This is a genomic window from Streptomyces sp. NPDC104096, from assembly GCF_055584385.1.
Map to the genome: position 1 here is coordinate 46,540 of NZ_JBVJMD010000005.1, position 21,381 is coordinate 67,920.

At 72.8% G+C, this 21,381-nt stretch carries 19 protein-coding genes; 14 read left to right on the forward strand and 5 right to left on the reverse strand.

The annotated features are described in order from the left end of the window. Positions 1-73: 73 nt before the first annotated feature. Positions 74-1,399: an MATE family efflux transporter gene (locus ACZ60B_RS07795; protein ID WP_469385136.1), complete on the forward strand. Its 1,326-nt coding sequence runs from the start codon at positions 74-76 to the stop codon at positions 1,397-1,399. Here the strand turns inward: ACZ60B_RS07795 and ACZ60B_RS07800 are convergent. Continuing rightward, complete coding sequence (locus tag ACZ60B_RS07800; RefSeq protein ID WP_469385137.1) at positions 1,360-2,634, reverse strand: glycosyltransferase 87 family protein; 1,275 nt, start codon at positions 2,632-2,634, stop codon at positions 1,360-1,362. The two genes, ACZ60B_RS07795 and ACZ60B_RS07800, sit on opposite strands and share 40 nt — an antisense overlap. A gap of 80 nt (positions 2,635-2,714) precedes the next feature. Between ACZ60B_RS07800 and ACZ60B_RS07805 the strand changes: the two genes are divergently transcribed. Beyond that, positions 2,715-3,857: a glycosyltransferase family 4 protein gene (locus ACZ60B_RS07805; RefSeq protein WP_469385138.1), complete on the forward strand. Its 1,143-nt coding sequence runs from the start codon at positions 2,715-2,717 to the stop codon at positions 3,855-3,857. A gap of 153 nt (positions 3,858-4,010) precedes the next feature. After that, positions 4,011-5,630, forward strand: a complete 1,620-nt coding sequence (locus tag ACZ60B_RS07810) for a GMC oxidoreductase (protein WP_469385324.1) — start codon at positions 4,011-4,013, stop codon at positions 5,628-5,630. A gap of 13 nt (positions 5,631-5,643) precedes the next feature. On the opposite strand, the gene ACZ60B_RS07815 is transcribed toward ACZ60B_RS07810, so the two are convergent. Further along, complete coding sequence (locus ACZ60B_RS07815) at positions 5,644-7,440, reverse strand: AMP-dependent synthetase/ligase (protein WP_469385139.1); 1,797 nt, start codon at positions 7,438-7,440, stop codon at positions 5,644-5,646. Positions 7,441-7,754: 314 nt separating this feature from the next. On the opposite strand from ACZ60B_RS07815, the gene ACZ60B_RS07820 reads away from it, so the two are divergent. The 6 genes from ACZ60B_RS07820 (at position 7,755) to ACZ60B_RS07845 (ending at position 12,800) form a co-directional block, all read left to right on the forward strand. Then, positions 7,755-8,552: a metallophosphoesterase family protein gene (locus ACZ60B_RS07820; protein ID WP_469385140.1), complete on the forward strand. Its 798-nt coding sequence runs from the start codon at positions 7,755-7,757 to the stop codon at positions 8,550-8,552. A gap of 121 nt (positions 8,553-8,673) precedes the next feature. Beyond that, positions 8,674-9,117 (forward strand): SRPBCC family protein, encoded by a 444-nt coding sequence (locus ACZ60B_RS07825; RefSeq protein WP_469385141.1) that lies wholly within the window; start codon positions 8,674-8,676, stop codon positions 9,115-9,117. Positions 9,118-9,160: 43 nt separating this feature from the next. Next, positions 9,161-10,330 carry an ArsA family ATPase gene (locus tag ACZ60B_RS07830; protein ID WP_469385142.1) on the forward strand — a complete coding sequence of 390 codons (1,170 nt, stop codon included), beginning with the start codon at positions 9,161-9,163 and terminating at the stop codon, positions 10,328-10,330. A gap of 57 nt (positions 10,331-10,387) precedes the next feature. Next, positions 10,388-10,864 carry a DUF5304 domain-containing protein gene (locus tag ACZ60B_RS07835; protein WP_469385143.1) on the forward strand — a complete coding sequence of 159 codons (477 nt, stop codon included), beginning with the start codon at positions 10,388-10,390 and terminating at the stop codon, positions 10,862-10,864. 55 nt (positions 10,865-10,919) lie between these two features. After that, positions 10,920-11,873, forward strand: a complete 954-nt coding sequence (locus tag ACZ60B_RS07840) for an ROK family glucokinase (protein WP_152886501.1) — start codon at positions 10,920-10,922, stop codon at positions 11,871-11,873. A 168-nt stretch (positions 11,874-12,041) separates the two neighbouring features. Further along, positions 12,042-12,800: an endonuclease/exonuclease/phosphatase family protein gene (locus ACZ60B_RS07845; protein WP_469385144.1), complete on the forward strand. Its 759-nt coding sequence runs from the start codon at positions 12,042-12,044 to the stop codon at positions 12,798-12,800. Between the two features lie 15 nt (positions 12,801-12,815). Here the strand turns inward: ACZ60B_RS07845 and ACZ60B_RS07850 are convergent, their stop codons facing one another. Then, a complete protein-coding gene (locus tag ACZ60B_RS07850) occupies positions 12,816-13,469 on the reverse strand; it encodes a hypothetical protein (RefSeq protein WP_469385145.1) in 654 nt (217 codons plus the stop codon). Further along, complete coding sequence (locus ACZ60B_RS07855; RefSeq protein WP_469385146.1) at positions 13,462-14,241, reverse strand: alpha/beta hydrolase; 780 nt, start codon at positions 14,239-14,241, stop codon at positions 13,462-13,464. The genes ACZ60B_RS07850 and ACZ60B_RS07855 overlap by 8 nt, the downstream gene beginning before the upstream one ends. A gap of 160 nt (positions 14,242-14,401) precedes the next feature. On the opposite strand from ACZ60B_RS07855, the gene ACZ60B_RS07860 reads away from it, so the two are divergent. The 5 genes from ACZ60B_RS07860 (at position 14,402) to ACZ60B_RS07880 (ending at position 19,439) form a co-directional block, all read left to right on the forward strand. Further along, complete coding sequence (locus tag ACZ60B_RS07860; protein ID WP_469385147.1) at positions 14,402-15,154, forward strand: lysophospholipid acyltransferase family protein; 753 nt, start codon at positions 14,402-14,404, stop codon at positions 15,152-15,154. A gap of 47 nt (positions 15,155-15,201) precedes the next feature. Then, positions 15,202-16,482 carry a MacS family sensor histidine kinase gene (macS, locus tag ACZ60B_RS07865; protein WP_469385148.1) on the forward strand — a complete coding sequence of 427 codons (1,281 nt, stop codon included), beginning with the start codon at positions 15,202-15,204 and terminating at the stop codon, positions 16,480-16,482. After that, positions 16,475-17,152 (forward strand): response regulator, encoded by a 678-nt coding sequence (locus ACZ60B_RS07870; RefSeq protein ID WP_469385149.1) that lies wholly within the window; start codon positions 16,475-16,477, stop codon positions 17,150-17,152. The genes macS and ACZ60B_RS07870 overlap by 8 nt, the downstream gene beginning before the upstream one ends. Before the next feature lie 180 nt (positions 17,153-17,332). Then, a complete protein-coding gene (locus tag ACZ60B_RS07875; RefSeq protein WP_469385150.1) occupies positions 17,333-18,361 on the forward strand; it encodes a 6-phosphofructokinase in 1,029 nt (342 codons plus the stop codon). 82 nt (positions 18,362-18,443) lie between these two features. Next, positions 18,444-19,439, forward strand: a complete 996-nt coding sequence (locus ACZ60B_RS07880) for a 2-hydroxyacid dehydrogenase (RefSeq protein ID WP_469385325.1) — start codon at positions 18,444-18,446, stop codon at positions 19,437-19,439. On the opposite strand, the gene ACZ60B_RS07885 is transcribed toward ACZ60B_RS07880, so the two are convergent. Further along, positions 19,391-21,304 carry an anthranilate synthase family protein gene (locus tag ACZ60B_RS07885; protein WP_469385151.1) on the reverse strand — a complete coding sequence of 638 codons (1,914 nt, stop codon included), beginning with the start codon at positions 21,302-21,304 and terminating at the stop codon, positions 19,391-19,393. The two genes, ACZ60B_RS07880 and ACZ60B_RS07885, sit on opposite strands and share 49 nt — an antisense overlap. Positions 21,305-21,381: the final 77 nt, after the last annotated feature.

A 21,381-nucleotide genomic window follows, 5' to 3' on the forward strand; every position in this document is an offset into this window, starting at 1 on the left:
TCGAGTTACCTCGTTTCGAGGTAACTCGATAAGAGGTACCGGCAGGTGACTCGACATCAGGGGGAAGCACGTCGTGAACGAACACCGCGGACAGCTCGTCCGGCTCGCCCGGCCCGTCTACCTCTCCCTGCTGGCCTCCGTCGCCGCCGGGATCATCAACACCGTCTGGGTCTCCCGGCTCGGCGGCCCGGCCGTGGCCGCCGTCGCCGTGGCCACCAACACCGAGAACGTGCTCCTCGGCGTGGCGCTGGTCTTCGGCTCCGGTACGACCGTGCTGGTCGCGCACGCCAGGGGAGCCCGCGACCCGGCCGCGCTGCGGGCCGCCGTACGCGGTGGCTGGGCCCTGTGCGCGTTGGTCACGCCCACCGTCCTGACCTGCTGTTTCCTGCTGCGTGAACCGCTGGCCCGGCTGGTCCTGGGGGGCGCCGACAGCGCCGCGGCGCCGCTCGCCGTGGCCTACTTCGCCATCTCGCTGCCGGGCATGGCCGTCTTCTTCGCCCAGAACCTCGTCGACGGCATCCTCAAGGGCGCCGGCGACACCAGGACCCCGATGCGCCTGGCCCTGCTCGCCAACGGCCTGATCCTGCTCTGCGACCCGCTGCTCATCCACCTCTACGGGGTCCGGGGCGCCGCCGCCTGCACCGTGCTGTGCCGGGCCGCGGCCCTCGCGGCGGGAGTGCGGGCGCTGCGCCGCGACGCGCTGCTGCGGAGCGCGGCACGGGTGCGTCCCGCGGAGCCGACCGCCGCCGCGCTGCGCCGCACCCTGGCCACCGGACTGCCGATGTCGGCGGACTTCACCGTGCGCCAAGGGGGTGCGCTGGTGCTGGTCGCGATCGTGGCCCGGCTCGGCGTGACCGCCGTGGCCGCGTACGCGATCGCCTACAAGGTCATGTACGTAGCGACCATGGCCTTCTACGCGGTACGCCAGGCCGCCTCGATCCACACCGCGCACACCCGCGGCGCGGGCCGGGACGCCCGGCGGGCCATCGGCCGGCAGGCCGTGCTGGTCTCCGGGGCGGTGGCCCTGGCCGCGGCCGTCCTGCTGGGCCTGGCCGCCCCCTGGGTCATGGCCGCCTTCGGCGCCGGGCCCGAGGTCGCCCGTGCCGGTGTGCTGTTCCTGCGCCGCGTGGGGCCCTATCTGCTGCTGATGGGCTGCTTCATCGCGCTCGGCGGGGTCTTCGAGGGCAGCGGGGGAGCACCGGCCCTGCTGCGGGTGACCGTGCTCGGCACGGCGGTCCAACTGCCGCTCGCGCTCGCCCTGTCAGGCCTCGGACTGCCCGGCATCTGCCTGGCGCTGGCGCTGTCCATGGCCGTGCAGTGCGCGGCGCTGGCGGTGACGGCCGCCCGCGCGGCCCGCCGTCAGGAGGAGACCGGGGTCCCGTTGGCGCGGGCCGCCTGAGCCGGGAAGGACGCCCCGCCCCCGCGGGGCACCGTCGAGCGCCACAGCCGCACGGCCGCGACGACCGTCGCGGCCGCCAGCAGCCCGTTGCGCACGAACAGCAGGGTGACGCCCAGCCGGTCGCTCGACACGACGTGGTCGAACCAGAGGGGGAACTCCAGCACCGTCACGGGCGTCGCCGCCAGGACCAGGGCGGCCGGCGGCCGCATCCTGGTGTCGCGGTGGCACAGGCAGACCGCCGCGACGCCGACCAGCCACACCAGGTACTGCGGGCTGATCACCCGGCTGGTGACCACGAACAGCAGCACCGCCACCAGCGCCGCGTCGGGGAGCGTGTGCGGCCGGAAGCGGGTGGCCATCAGGCGCCACAGCAGCAGCCAGCCGAAGGCCGCCCCGGTCAGGGCCAGCGCCGCGGTGCTGACGACGTCCACGTACGGGCCGAGGAATTCCACCGAGCCGTAGTTCAGCAGCACCCGGCCGCTCCAGCCGAAGTGCCGGGCCACATGGAAGACCAGCGAGCCCAGCGACTCCACCTCGGTCCCGCGGTCGCGCTGGAAGGTCAGGAACGCGAACGCCCCGGGCATGGCCAGGGCGGCCACCAGCGCCACCCCGGCCGCCGTCACCGCCGCCGCCACCCACGCCCGGCACCGCACGGCACCGACCAGCAGCAGCGCCGGCCACACCTTCACCAGCGCCCCGAAGCCCGCCAGCGCGCCCATCACCCGGGGATGCCGGGTCCCCGCGAGCAGCGAGGCCACCGCCACCGCGGTCACCATCACGTCGTAACGGGCGTACAGCGTCGGCCCGAGCAGCGCAGCGCCCGCCACCCACGCCCAGGCGCCGAGCGGCGAGCGGCCGGTGCGCGGCCCGGCGTACCGCAGCAGCAGCAGGACCAGCAGGTCGGCCAGGACGGCGAGGACGAAGAAGGCGGTCGGGTAGGGCAGGAACGGCAGCAGCCCGGGGGAGAGGACCGCCAGCGCGGCGGCGGGCGGGTACTGCCAGGTGACGTCGTGGAGCGGGAACGTGCCGTGCCGCAGCACCTCGTACCAGCCCTGGTAGATCACGGACACGTCGCTGGTGACGTCCGGTCCGGGGAAGACGAACACCTTGAGCACGAACAGCAGCAGCGGCAGCCTGGTCACCGCCCAGGCGACCGGTAGCCACACCGGGGACCGACCCGCGTCAGTGTCCACCCGATCCCCTGTCCCGTGCGTGCGCCGTGCCGACAGCCACATGATGACCCGCCGTGCTGTGCGAGGGCCATGAAGCACGGCCGCGACCGGCCGCCCGGACCTGTTGGGTAAGGTCGGCGGCGATGGACAAGACCCTCATCGTGACGAACGACTTCCCGCCCCGCCCCGGTGGCATCCAGGCGTTCCTGCACAACATGGCGCTGCGGCTCGACCCCGAACGGCTGGTCGTCTACGCCTCCACCTGGAAGCACGGCCGGGAGGGCGCCGAGGCGACGGCCGCCTTCGACGCCGAGCAGCCCTTCACGGTCGTACGGGACCGTACGACGATGCTGCTGCCGACGCCGGGGGCGACCCGGCGGGCGGTCGGACTGCTGCGCGAGCACGGCTGCACCTCGGTGTGGTTCGGCGCGGCGGCGCCGCTCGGGCTGATGGCCCCGGCACTGCGCAGGGCCGGAGCCGAGCGGCTGGTGGCCACCACCCACGGTCACGAGGCCGGCTGGGCCCAGCTGCCCGCCGCGCGGCAGCTGCTGCGCCGGATCGGGGAGTCCACGGACACCGTCACCTACCTCGGCGAGTACACCCGCTCCCGGATAGCGCCCGCGCTCACCCCGCGTGCGGCCGGGCGGATGGTCCAGCTGCCGCCGGGCGTCGACGAGAAGACCTTCCACCCCGGATCGGGCGGCGACGCGGTACGGGCCCGGCTCGGGCTCACCGACCGCCCGGTCGTGGTGTGCGTGTCCCGGCTGGTGCCGCGCAAGGGACAGGACACGCTGATCCTGGCCATGCCCCGGATCCTGGCGGCCGAGCCGGAAGCGGTGCTGCTCGTCGTCGGGGGCGGCCCGTACGAGAAGGACCTGCGCAGGCTCGCCCACGAGACCGGGGTGGCCGCCTCGGTGCGTTTCACCGGGGCCGTGCCCTGGGGCGAACTGCCCGCCCACTTCGGCGCCGGGGACGTCTTCGCGATGCCGTGCCGGACCCGTCGGGGCGGGCTCGACGTCGAGGGGCTCGGCATCGTCTACCTGGAGGCGTCCGCGACCGGGCTGCCCGTGGTGGCCGGCGACTCCGGCGGGGCGCCCGACGCCGTGCTCGACGGCGAGACCGGCTGGGTGGTGCGCGGCGGTGTCGCCGAGGAGGCCGCCGAACGGATCGTGGCGCTCCTCGGGGACGCGGAGCTGCGCCGCCGGATGGGCGAGCGGGGCCGGCGGTGGGTCGAGGAGAAGTGGCGCTGGGACCTGCTGGCGGAGAAGCTGCGCGCGCTGCTGTAGCCGAGAAGCTGCTGCACCGCGGCGGAGAACCTGCGCGCACCGCGGCGGAGAACCTGCGCGCACCGCGGCGGAGAACCTGCGGTGCCTCCTCGGGTGGGAGCACTAGGCGGAGGGAAATAATCCGCCGATGCTGCGCTCATGACAGCAGAACTGATGCAGCGTCAGCTGACGAGACGTCACATCCTGGGCTTGATCGCCCTCCAGACCGCCGCCGCGGCCGGTCTCACCCGGATCGGGCTCCGCTCGGCGCAGGCCGCCGAGGAGGCCGCCCCCGTCGACAACGCGCCCGCCATCGTGGTCGGTTCCGGGTACGGCGGCGCCGTGGCCGCGCTCCGGCTCGGACAGGCCGGGATACGCACCCTCATGATCGAGATGGGGCAGCTCTGGAACACGGCCGGCTCCGACGGCAAGGTCTTCTGTTCCACCGCCGCCCCGGACAGGCGGTCCATGTGGTTCAGGACCCGGACCGAGGCGCCGCTCGCCACCTTCCTCTGGCTGGACCTCGTCAACAAGGACATCACCGCCTATCCCGGCGTCCTGGACCGGGTGCACTACGACAACATGTCCGTGTACGTCGGGCGCGGAGTCGGCGGCGGTTCACTGGTCAACGGGGGGATGGCGGTCACGCCCCTCCAGTCGTACTTCGCCGAGCAGTTCCCGACCGTGGACGCGAGCGCGATGTACAGCACCTACTACCCGCGCGCCCGCGCCATGCTCGGCGTCAACACCGTCGACCCCGCCTGGTTCGAGTCGACCGAGTGGTACCGGTTCACCCGGACCTCCAGGAAGGCCGCCGCCAACGCCGGACTCAGGACCACCTTCGTGCCCAACGTCTACGACTTCGGGTACATGCAGCGGGAGGCCGCCGGCACCGCCACGAAGTCCGCGCTCGCCCAGGAGGTCATCTACGGCAACAACCAGGGCAAGAGGAGCCTCGACAAGACCTACCTCGCCGCCGCGCTCGGCACCGGCAACCTCACCATCCACACCATGGAGAAGGTCAGGGCGATCACGCGGGCGGCCGACGGGTCGTACGTGCTGGGCGTGGACCGGATCGACACGACCGGGGCCGTGGTCGAGAGCAAGCAGTACGGCTGCGCCCGTCTCTTCCTCGGCGGCGGCAGTCTGGGGACCACGGAGTTGCTCGTCCGGGCCAGGGACACCGGCGCGCTGCCCGCGCTCGACTCCAGTGTGGGCGCGGGCTGGAGCACCAACGGCAACACCATGCTCGGGCGCGCCAACCACATCTGGGACACCACCGGCGCCAACCAGTCGACCATGCCGGTGATGGGCATCGACGACTGGGCCAACACCGACAACCCGGTCTTCGCGGAGATCGCCCCGCTGCCCATCGGGTTCGAGACCTGGGTGAGCCTGTACCTGGCGATCACCAAGAACCCGCAACGGGCGTCCTTCACCTACGACTCGGCGAGCGACGCGGTGAAGCTCGGCTGGACCGCGGCCCAGAGCGCGGTCTCGGTCGCCATGGCGAAGAAACTGTTCGACCGGATCAACGCGGCCAACGCGACGATCTACCGGTACGACCTGTTCGGGTCGGGCGGCAAGGTGTTCGCCGACGACTTCTGCTACCACCCGCTCGGCGGCTGCGTGCTGGGCAGGGCCACCGACGACTACGGCCGGGTGAAGGGGTATCCGGGGCTGTACGTCACGGACGGCTCACTGGTCCCCGGGAACATCGGCGTGAACCCGTTCGTGACCATCACCGCGCTCGCCGAGCGGACGATGGAACGGGTCCTCGCCGAGGACGTGTGAGCCAAGGGCCTCACTACTTCGCGTAGATGGCCTCGATCTCGTCCGCGTAGTCCTTCGCCACCACGTTGCGCTTGAGCTTCAGCGACGGCGTCAGGTGGCCCGACTCCTCCGAGAACTGGGAGGACAGAATGCGGAACTTCCGCACCGATTCCGCCTTCGACACCGCGGCGTTGCCGTCGTCGACCGCCGTCTGGATCGCCGCGAGCAGATCCGGGTCGTCGCGCAGCGACGTCGCGGTGGAACCCGCCGGCTTGCCGTGGTCGGCCGCCCAGCGGTCCAGGAACTCGTTGTCGAGGGTGACCAGCGCACCGACGAACGGCCGTCCGTCGCCCACCACCATGCACTCCGCGACCAGCGCGTGCGCGCGGATGCGGTCCTCGATCACGGCCGGGGCGACGTTCTTGCCGCCCGCGGTGACGATGATCTCCTTCTTGCGGCCGGTGATCCTGAGGTAGCCGTCCTCGTCGAGGGTGCCGACGTCGCCGGTGTGGAACCAGCCGTCGGCCAGCGCCTCCGCGGTCGCGGCCTCGTTGTTCCAGTAGCCCTTGAACAGGTGCTCGCCGTGCAGCAGCACCTCGCCGTCGTCGGCGATGCGCACCACCGAGCCGGGCAGCGGCTGGCCGACCGTGCCGATCTTCTGCCGGTCCCAGGGGTTGAACGCGGTGGCGGCACAGGACTCGGTCAGGCCGTAGCCCTCCAGGACCGTGAAGCCGATGCCGCGGAAGAAGTGGCCGAGGCGCTCGCCCAGCGGGGCGCCGCCGGAGATCGCGTACTCGCCGCGGCCGCCGAGGACCGCGCGCAGCTTGCTGTAGACGAGCTTGTCGAACGCCTTGTGCTTGATCCGCAGGCCGAGCGACGGGCCCGACGGGGTGTCCTGCGCCTTGCTGTAGGCGATGGCGGTGTCCGCGGCCTTGTCGAAGATCTTGCCCTTGCCGTCCGCCTGGGCCTTGGCGCGCGCCGAGTTGTAGACCTTCTCGAAGACCCGCGGGACGCCGAGGATCAGCGTCGGGCGGAAGGCGGCCAGCTCGTCGGTGAGGTTCTTGATGTCCGGGACGCAGCCCAGCTTGATCGGCGCCATCATCGGCGCGATCTGCACGAGCCGGCCGAAGACGTGCGCCAGCGGCAGGAAGAGCAGCACCGAGCACTCGCCCGTGCGGAACAGCGGGCGCAGCCGCTCCACGATGTTCCCGCACTCGGCGAAGAAGCTGCGGTGGGTCAGCACGCAGCCCTTGGGCCGGCCGGTGGTGCCGGAGGTGTAGACGATGGTGGCCGGGTCGTCGGCGCCGGCGATCGAGCTGCGCTCCTCGACGGCCGAGTCCGGGAGGTCCCGCCCGGCCCGCTCCAGCTCGGCGACGCCGCCGGCCTCGATCTGCCAGACGTGCTGCAGCGCGGGCAGCGTCGCCCGCACCGACTCGACCGCCTCCGCGTGGGCGGGGAGCTCCACCACGCAGGCGGTGGCGCCCGAGTCGGAGAGGATCCACTGCACCTGCTCCGGCGAGCTGGTCTCGTACACCGGCACGGTGACCGCGCCGGCGCTCCAGATCGCGAAGTCCAGCAGCGTCCACTCGTAGCGGGTGCGGGACATCAGGGCGACCCGGTCGCCCGGCCGGACGCCGGAGGCGATCAGGCCCTTGGCCGCGGCGCGCACCTCGGCCTGGAAGGCGGTGGCCGTCACGTCCTGCCAGGCACCGCCCACCTTGCGGGCGATGACGGCGACGTCGGGGTGCTGCGCGGCGTTTCGCCGGACGATGTCGGTGAGATTGCCGTCCGCAGGGACCTCGTACAAAGCCGGAAGGCTGAACTCGCGCAAGACTGCTGCTCCTCATAGGGCGCCGGCGCCACGACGTTGTGCGATGCGACGGTGCGGTCCACGGCTCGGGCAGGTACCCAGGGGTCACCCGCGAGCTCGGAACCCGCTGGTTGAATTTCTGAGTACGACTGGACTGCCCGGACGTTACCCGCCGGTATGCCTTCTTCGACAGGGGGGTCCGGCGAGATGTTCGCTGCGTCACACAGATTGCTTTTGCTTGACGCACAGTAGTCCACGCATGAACTGGCGAGCCAGTAAGGGCAGGTCCGACCGCCACTGTTCACGTATGCCCCGCACGCCTACTCTTGATCGTCATGGCACCCACACCAGCCGGCAGCCGCAGGACACGTGTCCATGTGGTCAGCGACGTGCACGGCAACGCCCGTGACCTGGCCAGGGCCGGCGACGGCGCCGACGCGCTGATCTGCCTGGGCGACCTGGTGCTGTTCCTGGACTACGCCGACCACTCGCGCGGGATCTTCCCCGACCTGTTCGGCGTCGAGAACGCCGACCGGCTCGTCGAGCTGCGCACCGCCCGGCGCTTCACGGAGGCGCGCGAGCTCGGGGCCCGGCTGTGGGCGGGCGTCGGCGCCGACCGGGCGACCGTGATCGAGGCGGCGGTGCGCAAGCAGTACGCCGAGATGTTCGCCGCGTTCCCCACGCCGACGTACGCGACCTACGGCAATGTCGACCTGCCGCCCCTGTGGCGGGAGTACGCCGGACCGGGCACCACGGTCCTCGACGGCGAGCGGGTGGAGATCGGCGGCCGGGTCTTCGGCTTCGTGGGCGGCGGACTGCGCACCCCCATGCGGACCCCCTACGAGATCGGCGACGAGGAGTACGCCGCGAAGATCGAGGCCGTGGGCGAGGTCGACGTGCTGTGCACCCACATCCCGCCGGAGGTGCCCGAGCTGGTCTACGACACGGTCGCGCGCCGCTTCGAGCGCGGCAGTCGCGCCCTGCTGGACGCGATCCGGCGCACGCGCCCCCGGTACGCGCTGTTCGGGCACGTCCACCAGCCGCTGGTGCGCCGGATGCGGATCGGGGCGACGGAGTGCGTGAACGTCGGGCACTTCGCCGGGTCCGGACGGCCCTGGGCCCTGGAGTGGTGAGCGGTCGCAGGTGGGGTGACGGCGGCCCCGTCCGTGCGCGGTAGCCTTCACGCTGCACACACTTGCGCAGCAGGGCGCGGCACGACGCCCTTACCGGCCCGCATCTGGAGGAGCCACGGCGATGGCGGAACACACCAGTTCGAGCATCACGATCGAGGCGGCACCGGCCGACGTGATGGGGGTGATCGCCGACTTCGCCCGGTACCCGGACTGGACCGGCGAGGTGAAGGAGGCGGAGGTCCTCAAGACCGACGACCAGGGCCGCGCCGAGCAGGTCCGACTCGTCATGGACGCCGGAGCGATCAAGGACGACCAGACCCTGGCGTACACCTGGACCGGCGCCCACGAGGTCTCCTGGACCCTGGTCAAGTCGCAGATGCTGCGCTCCCTCGACGGCTCCTACGTCCTGAAGCCGGCCGTCGGCGGCGCGACCGAGGTGACCTACCTGCTCACCGTCGACGTCAAGATCCCGATGCTCGGCATGATCAAGCGCAAGGCGGAGAAGGTCATCATCGACCGGGCGCTGGCGGGGCTGAAGAAGCGCGTCGAGTCGGGCGAGAAGTAGCGGGAGACGGGACGGGCGGCGCGCGGCGGTAGCGTTCACCCCCATGCGCACCATCCTGATCACGGGTCCGGGCGGCAGCGGTCGGACGACCGTCGCCGCCGCCACCGCCCTGCGCGCCGCGCGCGCCGGCACCCGGACCCTGCTGCTGGGTGCCGACCGCACCGACACCCTCGGCGCCGCCCTGGGCACGGCGACCGGCACGGCCCCGAAGCAGGTCGCCCCCCGCCTCACCGCCTGGCGCCCCGACGCGGTCACCCGCTTCCACGAGGACCTCGTCTCCTTCCAGGACCGCGCCTCCTCCCTCCTGGACCTGCTCGGCGCCTCCCGGCTGGAACCCGAGGAGCTCACCCCGCTGCCCGGCGCCGAGGAGCTCGGCCTGCTGCGCGCGCTGCGCGACGCCGCGCTCTCGGACGCGCACGACCTGCTCGTGGTCGACCTGCCCCCCGTCCCGCAGGCGCTCGCCCTGCTCGCCCTGCCCGAGGAGCTGCGCCGCTACCTGCGCCGGCTGCTCCCGCCGGAGCGGCAGGCCGCCCGCGCCCTGCGCCCGGTCCTCGGCCGGCTCGCCGGCGTCCCGATGCCCACCGACGCGCTCTACGAGACCACCGCCCGGTGGGACGTGGAACTCGCCGCGGTGGAGGCGGTCCTCGCCGACCGGGGCACCGCCGTACGCCTGGTCGCCGAGCCGGGACCGGCCGGCGCGGACGCCGTGCGCGGCGCCGCACTGGGCCTCGCCCTGCGCGGCCTGCCCGTCGAGTGCCTCGTCGCCAACCGGGTCCTGCCCGACACCGTCGAGGACCCCTGGACGGCCGGCCTGGCCGCCCAGCAGCGCAAGGCGCTCGCCGACTGGCGGGAGTCGTACACCGTCCACCCCGTCACCCATCTGGGCCGCGACCCCCAGGGCGCCGACGACCTCGAAGGCCTCGCCGCGCCCGACGTCAATACGGCACCCGCCCCGGTCGAGTGGCCGGTCACCGACCGGCTCGCCGAGGACGGGGTGCTGGTCTGGCACATCCCGCTGCCCGGCGCGATACGCGAGTCCCTCGACCTCGTCCGGCGCGGCGACGAACTCGTCGTCACCGCCGGGCAGTTCCGCCGGATCGTCGCCCTGCCCTCGGCGCTGCGCCGCTGCACCGTCGACGGCGCCGCCCTGCGCGACGGCGAGCTGCGCGTCCGGTTCGCCCCCGACCCCGATCTGTGGCCGCGGGCCAGGTGAGCCACGTACCGCCGTTCGGGTAACGTCGTAGAGGCGAACCGTAGTCAGGAGTCCGTCATGAGCGAAGCCGAGAACCCGGGGCCCCGGGCGACCGACGACGACGCCTGGGCCAAGGCCTGTGCCGAGGACCTCGAAGCCGAGCGGGCCCGCCGCCGCACCGACTCCGGCCGGCCTCCCGGCTCCGCCGCCGAGGAGCTGCGCAAGCTCGTCGACGCCGTCGCCGACAAGCTGTCCACCGTGCGGTCACCGCTGCTCGGGGCGGTCGCCGGACCGGCGGCGCAGCAGGTGGTGCGCCAGGTCGTGCAGCAGGCGAAGGCCGCCGTGGAGCCCGTACTGGAGCGCAATCCGGACGTCTTCGACCATCTCGCCGCGGCCGGGGAGGAACTGCTCGCCGCCTACCGCTCCGCCGTCCAGGGCCAGGAAACTCGCTGGACGGCCCGCGCCGACGACCTCCGCGGCGGCCCGAAGGACGACGGCGAGCGCCGCGACCGGGGTGACGACGCCGGTCCGGGTGAGCGCATCGACTTGGACTGACGGTCCCCTCGGGTACGGTTGGCCTTAGCGGGGCTCGACCGAAACTGAGGGATTCATGGGACTCACCATCGGCGTCGACATCGGCGGCACGAAGATCGCGGCCGGCGTGGTCGACGAGGAAGGCAACATCCTCTCGACCTTCAAGGTGCCGACCCCCACCACGTCCGAGGCCATCGTGGACGCCATCGCCTCGGCGGTGGAGGGCGCGCGTGCCGGGCACGACATCGTCGGCGTGGGTATCGGGGCGGCCGGTTACGTCAACCGGCAGCGTTCCACCGTGTACTTCGCGCCCAACATCGACTGGCGTCAGGAACCGCTGAAGGACGAGGTCGAGGCCCGCGTGGGCCTCCCCGTGGTGGTCGAGAACGACGCCAACGCGGCGGCCTGGGGCGAGTACAAGTTCGGCGCCGGCAAGGGCCACCGCAACGTCATCTGCATCACCCTCGGCACCGGCCTCGGCGGCGGCATCATCATCGGCAACAAGCTGCGCCGCGGCCACTTCGGCGTGGCCGCCGAGTTCGGCCACATCCGGATGGTGCCGGACGGTCTGCTGTGCGGCTGCGGCTCGCAGGGCTGCTGGGAGCAGTACGCCTCCGGCCGCGCCCTCGTCAGGTACGCCAAGCAGCGCGCCAACGCCACCCCCGAGCACGCCGAGGTGCTGCTCGCCCTGGGTGACGGCACCCCCGACGGCATCGAGGGCAAGCACATCTCCATGGCCGCCCGGCAGGGCGACCCGGTCGCCGTCGACTCCTACCGCGAGCTGGCCCGCTGGGCCGGTGCCGGCCTCGCCGACCTGGCCTCGCTCTTCGACCCCTCGGCGTTCATCGTCGGCGGCGGCCTCTCGGACGAGGGCGAGCTGGTCCTCGACCCGATCCGCAAGTCGTACAAGCGCTGGCTGGTCGGCGGCAACTGGCGTCCGGTCGCCGATGTGATCGCGGCCCAGCTCGGCAACAAGGCCGGCCTGGTCGGCGCGGCCGACCTGGCCCGGGAGCCCGACCCCATCATGTGACGGCCCCACCCGCGACACGCTGACGCCCCGCACCCCGACCCGGGGCGCGGGGCGTCAGCGTGTCCCGGGGTGGGTCCGCGCGGGCCGGTGACGGTCGGTGCGGGACGGGTGACCGGGAACCGTCGGCAACGGCGTTCGCCGGGGACGGCCACGGCGTATCTTGCGTGCATGGCGACGTCGCTCCCGCTGCTTCCGGCCTCCCGTACCGAGCCCGACGGTTCGGCCGTCATCCGCGTCCTCTCCTACAACATCCGCTCGATGCGCGACGACACCGCCGCGCTCGCCCGGGTGATCGGCGCCTGCGCCCCCGACCTGGTCCTGATCCAGGAGGCGCCGCGGTTCTTCCGCTGGCGCAAGAAACTGGCCCGGCTGGCCGCCGCGTCCGGACAGGTGATCCTCTCCGGCGGCGCCACGGCCGCGGGGCCCGCGCTCCTCGCCTCGCTGCGCGCCACCGTGGAGAGCACCGAGGACGTGCTGCTGCCGCTGACCCCCGGGCTGCACCGACGCGGCTTCGCGACGGCCGTGGTCCGGTTCGGCTCGGCCCGGCTCGGCGTGCTGAGCTGCCATCTCAGCCTTCAGCGCGAGGAGCGCCAGGCGCAGGGCGGGATGCTCCTCGACCGGCTCGCCGCGCTGGGCGTGCAGCACGCGGTCGCCGGCGGCGACCTCAACGAACACCCCACCGGCCGCACCTTCCGGCGGCTCGCCGAGGGGCTCCAGGACTGCCGGGCCACCGCGCCCTGGGGCGGCGAGTACACCTCCACCTCCACCGACCCCCACCAGCGCATCGACGCGCTCTTCGCCACCGCGGGCGTGGAGGTGCTGGGCTGCGGGGTGCCGCTCGGCCAGCCCGGAGTGACGGAGACCGACCTGAGGGCGGCCACGGACCACCTTCCGGTGCTGGCCGCCCTCAGGGTTCCCGCGTCGTAGTTCCGCGACCGGGGTTCAGACCACCGCGCCCCGGCCCGGATCGCCGTCGTCCTCGTCGTCCGTCCTCATCCGCACCACGAGCGTGGCGAAGCCGCCCAGGAAGCCGCCGACGCCGAGCGTCGTCAGCCACCAGGTCATGTCCCAGCCGAGCACGACCGCGACCAGGAGCAGTATCGGGCCGCCGACCACCCCCAGCCACGCGAACCGGGAGGTGGTGTCCGCGTCGGGCAGCGGCGGCGGCTCGGGCGGCACGAAGTGGCCCTCGTCGTCCTCGCCGAAGTCGTCCTCGGACGCCTCGGGCGCGGTGTAGTCGCGCGGCCCGAGACCGGGCGCGAAGGAGACCGAGCTGCCCAGCGGTCTGACCGGCTGCTTCTCCTCCGGCTTGTCGTCGTTCGGCTCGGCCTCCAGCAGCGCCAGGTCCTCGACCGTCTTGAACGGCTTCGCGCCCGGCGGGTCCGGCGGCTCCTCGCCGTAGCCCGCGACGATCGCCGCCCACGCGGCGTCCTCGTCGAAGGACACCCCGGCGTCCTGCGGCTCGTGCTCCCGGTGACCGTCGCGCTCCCGGTGACCGTCACGTTCCCCGTGGTCGTCGCGCTGTCCGCGGGCGTCGGGCGCCCCGCGGTTCTCCCGCTCCTCGCGGTCCTCGCGCTCCGAGTCGTGCTCAGCCACCTGCGGCCGTCCCTTCCTTGCCGACACTGGGTGCGAGCCGGCCGATGAAGGCGTAGCTCTCCTCGAAGACCCGGTTCGCGTCGTGGTCCAACGTCGCCACGTGGTAGCTCTGTTCCAGCATGACCTCCGTTACGTCCGTCGACGACACCCGACTCAGGACGCGGGCGGAGTCGGCCGGCGGCACGACGTGGTCCTGCGGGCTGCGCAGGAGCAGCAGCGGCTGGGTGACCTGCGGCAGTTCGCGGTCGACGAGCCGGAAGAAGTTCCGCAGGGAGTGCGCCGCGTCCAGCGGCACCCGGTCGTAGCCGACCTCCACCACGCCCTCCCTGGCGATGTCGCTCACGATGCCCCGGGTCGTACGCACGAGGTGGCGGGCGACCGGGAGGGTGTACGCGGACAGCCCGTGGACCTTGTTCGCAGGGTTGACGACGATGACGCCGTCGACCGCGTCCCCGTGCCTGGCGGCGAGCCGCAGGGCCAGCGCGCCGCCCATGGACAGGCCGGCCACGAACACCCGGGCACAGCGGTCGCGCAGGGCGCGCAGCTCGCGGTCGACCTCCGCGTACCAGTCCTGCCAGCCGGTGATCCAGAGGTCCTCCCAGCGGGTGCCGTGCCCCGGCAGCAGCGGCAGCGACACGGTCAGCGACCGGTGGGCGAGGAACTGGGCCCAGGGGCGCAGCGACTGCGGGGAGCCGGTGAAACCATGGCAGAGGAGGACACCCACCTCCCCGCCCTCGTGGCGGTACGGCTCGGCTCCAGGAAGGACCGGCACCTTCGGTCTCCTGTTCATATCAGGGGCGAGAACACTTCCGAGTGTGGTTCACCGTACGCGACCGCACTGACACCGACCAGGGCCGTCGGGCCCATTGGCGGCACTCCGGGTTAAGGTCTGACCGACACATACAGGAGGCACTCGGTTGTTGTACGGCGCGATGAAGCTTTCCATCGGCGGGCCGCTGAAGATGATCTTCAGGCCCTGGGTGGAGGGCCTGGAGAACGTACCGGCCGAGGGCCCGGCGATCCTTGCGAGCAATCACCTGTCCTTCTCGGACTCGTTCTTCCTGCCCGCGGTCCTCGACCGCAAGGTCACCTTCATCGCGAAGGCCGAGTACTTCACCACGCCGGGGGTGAAGGGACGGCTGACGGCCGCCTTCTTCAAGGGCGTCGGCCAGCTCCCGGTGGACCGCTCCGGAGCGCGGGGCGCGGGCGAGGCCGCGATCAAGAGCGGCATAGAGGTGCTCAGGCGCGGTGAGCTGTTCGGCATCTACCCGGAGGGCACGCGGTCGCCCGACGGCCGTCTCTACCGGGGCAAGCCCGGCGGCCTCGCGCGCGTGGCGCTCGCCACCGGAGCGCCCGTGATCCCGGTCGCCATGATCGACACGGAGAAGGTCCAGCCGCCGGGGCAGGTCGTGCCGCAGATGGTGCGGCCCGGCATCCGGATCGGCAAGCCGCTGGACTTCAGCCGCTACCACGGCATGGAGCACGACCGTTTCGTGCTCCGCGCGGTGACCGACGAGGTCATGTACGAGATCATGCGGCTGTCCGGCCAGGAGTACGTGGACATCTACGCGACCGCGGCCAAGCGGCAGATCGCGGACGCCGCGAAGGCGGAGAAGGAAGCGGGGAAGGCCGCGCTCGCGCAGGCGGCCGGGGGACAGCGCGAGAAGGACGAGTCGCAGACGTAGAGCGCCCGGGGCACGACGGTCCGGGGCGGGGCGGGGGGCGTGGGGGATTGGCCAGGCGCGTCAGAGTCATGAGCATGTCCGTGGAGCTGCCGCTGTGGCGCGCGCTCACCGGTTACCGGGTGCTGACCATGCTGTACGCGGTCGGCCTGTTCGCCACCGCCTACGACGGCTTCGCCCGTCCCTGGGTGGCGGTCTGCTACTTCCTCGTGCTGGCCGGGTGGACCCTGGCCACCCTGCCGAAGGTGGCGAACGCGGCGAGCTGCACGAGGGGGTTCCTCGCCGCGGACCTCACCGTCGCGCTCACCGGCATCCTCCTCACCCCGGTCGCCGACTCCCATCAGCGCATCCTCGACGGGGGCCCGACCCTGCCGTCGATATGGACCGCGGGGTCCGTGCTGGCCTTCGCCATCAAGGGCGGCTGGCGCTGGGCGGCCGGCGCCTCCAGCCTGGTGGCCGTGGCGAACCTCGTGGAGCGCGGCGCCCCGACCCGCGACACCGTCCACAACGTGGTCCTGGTCTGGGTCGCCTCCATCGCCATCGGCTACGTCGTCGAGGTCGCCCGCGCCTCGGAGCGGACCCTCGCCCGTGCCCTGGAGATCGAGGCGACGACCCGGGAGCGGGAGCGGCTCGCCCGGGACATCCACGACGGCGTGCTCCAGGTGCTGGCGATGGTCCAGCGGCGCGGCGCGGTCCTCGGCGGCGAGGCGGCCGAGCTCGGCCGGATGGCGGGCGAGCAGGAGGTGGCGCTGCGCAACCTGGTCTCCGGCGGCCTGGTCCCGGTGTCCCGGGAGTCGCGGGACGCCGCCGACGGGGCGGTCGTCGTCGTGGTCGACGAGCCGGAGGACGACGGTCCGGTGGATCTGCGTACGCTGCTCGTCCCCCATGCCGCCGCCCGGGTCAGCCTGGCCGAGCCCGGCGCCCCGGTGCTGCTGGCGCCGGCCGCCGCGCGGGAGCTGGCCGCGGCCGTCGGGGCGGCCCTGGACAATGTGCGCCGGCATGCGGGAGCGGACGCCCGGGCCTGGATCCTGGTCGAGGACGAGCCGGACTCGGTCGTGGTGACCGTGCGCGACGACGGGCCCGGCATCCCCGAGGGACGGCTCGCGCAGGCCGAGGGCGAGGGGCGGCTGGGGGTGGCCCTGTCGATCCGGGGGCGGCTGCGCGACCTGGGAGGCAGCGCCGAACTGTGCTCGACCCCGGGACAGGGCACGGAGGTCGAGCTGACGGTGCCGAAGGACGCGGTGCGGCCCGTGGGGCAGGGCGCGGCGGGGCGAGCAGGGAAGCGGGACGGGTACGGACGTGGGGGAAGGCGGAGCGGCGGCGATGAGTGAGCAGCGGGAACCGATCAGGGTCATGGTCGTCGACGACCACCCCATGTGGCGCGACGCGGTCGCCCGCGATCTGGCCGAGTCGGGCTTCGACGTGGTCGCCACGGCCGGCGACGGGGAGCAGGCGGTGCGCCGGGCGAAGGCGGCCGGGCCCGACGTCCTGGTCCTCGACCTGAACCTGCCGGCCAAGCCCGGCGTCCAGGTGTGCAAGGAGGTCGTCGCCGCCGACCCGTCCCTGCGGGTGCTGGTGCTGTCGGCGAGCGGTGAGCACGCCGACGTCCTGGAGGCGGTGAAGTCCGGCGCGACCGGCTATCTGCTGAAGTCGGCGTCGACGCAGGAGCTGCTGGACGCCGTGCGCCGGACGGCCGTGGGCGACCCGGTCTTCACCCCCGGTCTCGCCGGTCTGGTCCTCGGCGAGTACCGCCGCCTGGCCGCCGAGCCGGCGCCCGCGGCCGAGGCCGGCGCGGTGGACGCGCCCCGGCTCACCGACCGCGAGACCGAGGTGCTGCGGCTGGTCGCCAAGGGTCTGAGCTACAAGCAGATCGCCGAACGTCTGGTCATCTCCCACCGCACGGTGCAGAACCACGTCCAGAACACCCTGGGCAAACTCCAGCTGCACAACCGGGTGGAACTGGTCCGGTACGCGATAGAGCGCGGACTCGACGAGGAGTGAGCCGACCGGCGGGCCCCGCCGGTCACCGCCCGGTGCCGCAGGACAACCCGATGAGCAGACCCGGTACGTAAACCGACGGCCTCGCAATTCACCGGAAATGCCCTTCCCGCCCATGCCTAAGTGACCTGGGTCACTATTACCGTGACCCTCACCAGGCAACCGTGGCGAAGGGACATTTCCATGCGGGTCGGAGTACTGACCGGAGGCGGCGACTGCCCCGGACTCAACGCCGTCATCCGGGGCATCGTCCGCAAGGGCGTGCAGGAGTACGGCTATGCCTTCGTCGGCTTCAAGGACGGCTGGCGAGGGCCGCTCGAAGGGGACACCGTCCGCCTCGACATCCCGGCGGTGCGCGGCATCCTGCCCCGGGGCGGCACCATCCTCGGCTCCTCGCGGACCAACCCCCTGAACGAGGACGACGGCATCCGCCGGATCAAGGACAACCTCGCCAAGCACGAGGTCGAAGCCCTGATCACGATCGGCGGCGAGGACACCCTCGGCGTCGCGGCCCGGCTGTCCGACGACTACGGCGTGCCCTGCGTCGGCGTGCCGAAGACCATCGACAACGACCTCTCCGCCACCGACTACACCTTCGGCTTCGACACCGCCGTGGGCATCGCGACCGAGGCGATCGACCGCCTGCACACCACCGCCGAGTCGCACATGCGCGTCCTCGTCTGCGAGGTCATGGGCCGCCACGCGGGCTGGATCGCCGTCCACTCGGGTCTGGCCGGCGGCGCCAACGTCATCCTCATCCCCGAACAGCGCTTCGACGTCGACCAGGTGTGCGCCTGGATCACCTCCCGCTTCAAGGCGTCGTACGCGCCGATCGTCGTCGTCGCGGAGGGCGCCATGCCCAAGGACGGCGAGATGGTCCTGAAGGACGAGTCGCTGGACTCCTTCGGGCACGTCCGGCTGTCCGGCGTCGGCGAGTGGCTGGCCAAGGAGATCGAGAGGCGCACCGGCAAGGAGGCCCGTACCACCGTGCTCGGGCACATCCAGCGCGGCGGCACCCCCAGCGCCTTCGACCGCTGGCTCGCCACCCGCTTCGGACTGCACGCCATCGACGCCGTCCACGAGGGCGACTTCGGCAAGATGGTCGCCCTGCGCGGCACCGACATCGTCCGCGTCCCGATCGCGGAGGCCACCGCCAGGCTGAAGACGGTGGACCCGAAGCTGTACCAGGAGGTCGGGGTCTTCTTCGGCTGAACCCGCGCCACCGGCCGCAGCGGGTCGTGGGCCGTAGGATCGGCCCATGGCCCAGCGGCTCGGGAACGGAACGGGAGCGGTCGTGGAGATCCTCGCCTTCGGTGTCCAGGCGGACGAGAAGCCCCTGCTGGAGAAGGCGTTCGCCGGTCACCACGAGATCCGCTGCCTGGACGTCTTCCTCAACGAGGACACCGCTCCCATCGCGGTGGGCCACGAGGTCGTCTGCACCAGCGTCAACTGCGACCTCGGCTCCGGCGTGCTGGAGATCCTCGCGGCCGGCGGGACCCGGATGGTCGCCCAGCGCTCCACCGGCTTCAACAACATCGACCTCCAGGTCGCCGAGCGGCTCGGCCTGAGGGTCGCCCGGGTGTCGTCCTACTCGCCCTACTCGGTGGCCGAGTTCGCCTGGACCCTCGCCATGGCGGTCAACCGCCGGGTCGTCCGCGCGGCCACCCGCACCCGGGACTTCGACTTCCGCCTCGACGGTCTGATGGGCCGTGACATGCACGGCCGTACCGCGGGGATCGTCGGCACCGGCAAGATCGGGGAGGCGTTCGCCAGGATCGCCCACGGCTTCGGCATGCGGCTGCTCGGCTGGGACGTCGCCGAGAACCCGGCCTGCCTGGAGCTCGGCATGACCTATGTGCCCAAGGACCGCCTCCTCGCCGAGTCCGACCTGGTCAGCCTGCACGTCCCGCTGCTGCCGGGGACCCAGGACCTGATCGACGCCGCCGCCCTGAAACTGATGAAGGACGACGTGATCCTGGTCAACTCCAGCCGCGGCGGTCTGGTCGACACCGCGGCCCTCGTCGCCGAACTGCGCGAGGGCCGCTTCACCGGCGTCGGCCTCGACGTCTACGAGGCGGAGGCGGGCCTGTTCTTCCTCGACAGGTCCATGGAGGCCATCGAGGACGACACCCTGGCCCGCCTGGTCACCTTCCCGAACGTCCTGGTCACCTCCCACCAGGCGTACTACACCGTGGACGCGGTGGGCCAGATCGTCGAGGCCACCGTGCAGAACGTCCTCGACTACACGGCCGGCCTGCGCTCCGCGAACGTACTGGTGCCGCGCAGCTGACCGACCAGCTCCCGTACGACGGCGGCGCCGTTCAGCGTCAGCACCGACTCCGGGTGGAACTGGATCCCGGCGAACGCGTCGCCGTGCGCGCCGCCCGGCCCGCGCAGCGCGTGCACCTCCCCGCCCGCACCGCGGCTGACCTCGATGCCGCGCCCGGCCAGCTCCGCGAACGCCGTCTCGTCGCAGCGCGCCACGAAGCTGTTGTAGAAGCCGACGGTCTCGGTCCGCCCGAACAGGTCGATCTCCGTCTGCGCCCCCTGGTACGGCACCTCCTTGCGGACGATCGGCAGCCCCAGCTCGGCCGCGATCAGCTCGTGCCCGAGGCAGACGCCGAGGACGCCGTGCCGGTGCTCCCCGAGCACCCGGGCGGTCAGGTCGCGCAGCAGCCGCATCCTGGGGTCGGCGAGGTCCGAGGGATCGCCGGGGCCGGGACCGAGGACGACCGGCCCCTCGTGCGCGAGCACCGCCTCCCGCAGTCCCGGCTCGTCATGGCGCCGCACGGTCACGTCCAGCCCGCCGGAGCGCAGCACGTGCGCGAGCATCGCGGTGAAGGTGTCCTCCGCGTCGACGACCAGGGCGTGCCCGTCGAGCTGCGCGGTCCGCTCCTGCATCCGCAGCCAGAACGGCGCCAGGGACGCCCGCCGCCCGTCCAGCGCGGCCCGCACCCGCGGGTCGTCCGCCAGCCGGGGCAGCGCCCGCCGCGCGCCGGACCGCGGCGGACGCACCCCGAGCGCCGCCAGCACCCCCGCCGCCTTGGCGTGCGTCTCCGCGACCTCGCCCGCCGGATCCGACCCGCGCACCAGCGTGGCGCCCACCGGCACCCGCAGCCGGCCGGCCGCGTCGACGTCGGCGGTGCGGATGAGGATGGGGGAGTCGAGGGTCTGGGCGCCGCCCGCGTCCCGGCCGAGCAGCGCCAGCGCGCCCGCGTAGTAGCCGCGCCCGGCACCGTCCGGCCCGACCGGCTCGTACCGCTCGATGACCCGGCAGGCGTTCTGCACGGGCGAGCCGGTGACGGTGGCCGCGAACATGGTCTCCTTCAGCACCTCGCGCACGTCCAGCGAGGAACGGCCGCGCAGCTCGTACTCGGTGTGCGCGAGGTGGGCCATCTCCTTCAGCCGCGGACCGACGACGACCCCGCCCATGTCGCCGACGGTGCACATCATCTTGAGCTCCTCGTCGACGACCATCGACAGCTCCTCGATCTCCTTGCCGTCGGCCAGGAAACCGAGCAGGTGCTCAGGCGTCGGCCCCGCGTCGGGATAGCGGTACGTCCCGCTGATCGGGTTCATCACGACCGTGCCGCCGGACATCCGCACGTGCACCTCGGGGCTGGCGCCCACCAGGGTGCGCTCCCCGGTGTGCACGACGAACGTCCAGTAGGCGCCCCGCTCGCCCGCCAGCAGCCGGCGGAACAGCGCGAGCGCGTCGGCGCGCCCGAAGCCGGGGATCTCGCCCGTGTAGGTCCGCCGGATCACGAAGTTCGCGCCCTCGCCCCGCCCGATCTCCTCGCGCAGCACCCGCCCGACGATGTCGGCGTACTCCTCGTCGCCGACGTCGAAGCCGCCGCCCTCCACCCGCACCTCGTGGTCCGGAAGCTGGTCCAGGGCGTCGGCGAGCGGGACGGCGTACGTCTCCTCGGGGGTGAGGAACACCAGCGGGGTGCCGTCGTCCCGCACGTCGAACCCGCGTTCGCGGATCTGGCGGAAGGGGACCAGCGCGAGCCCCTCGTCGGGCAGGTCGGCGAGCCGGTCGTAGGCGGTCACCGGACCGAGGAGCACCTCCACGACCGTGTCGTCGTGGCCGGGGGCGCGGCGGCGCAGCAGGGCGAACGGGCGGGGGTCGTCGAGCAGGTCGAGCAACTGCATGGGTCCGTGTCCTTCTCGTGGAGAGGGACGGCCCGCGCCTCGGAAAACACCGAAGGCCGCCCCTCGGGCGGCCTTCG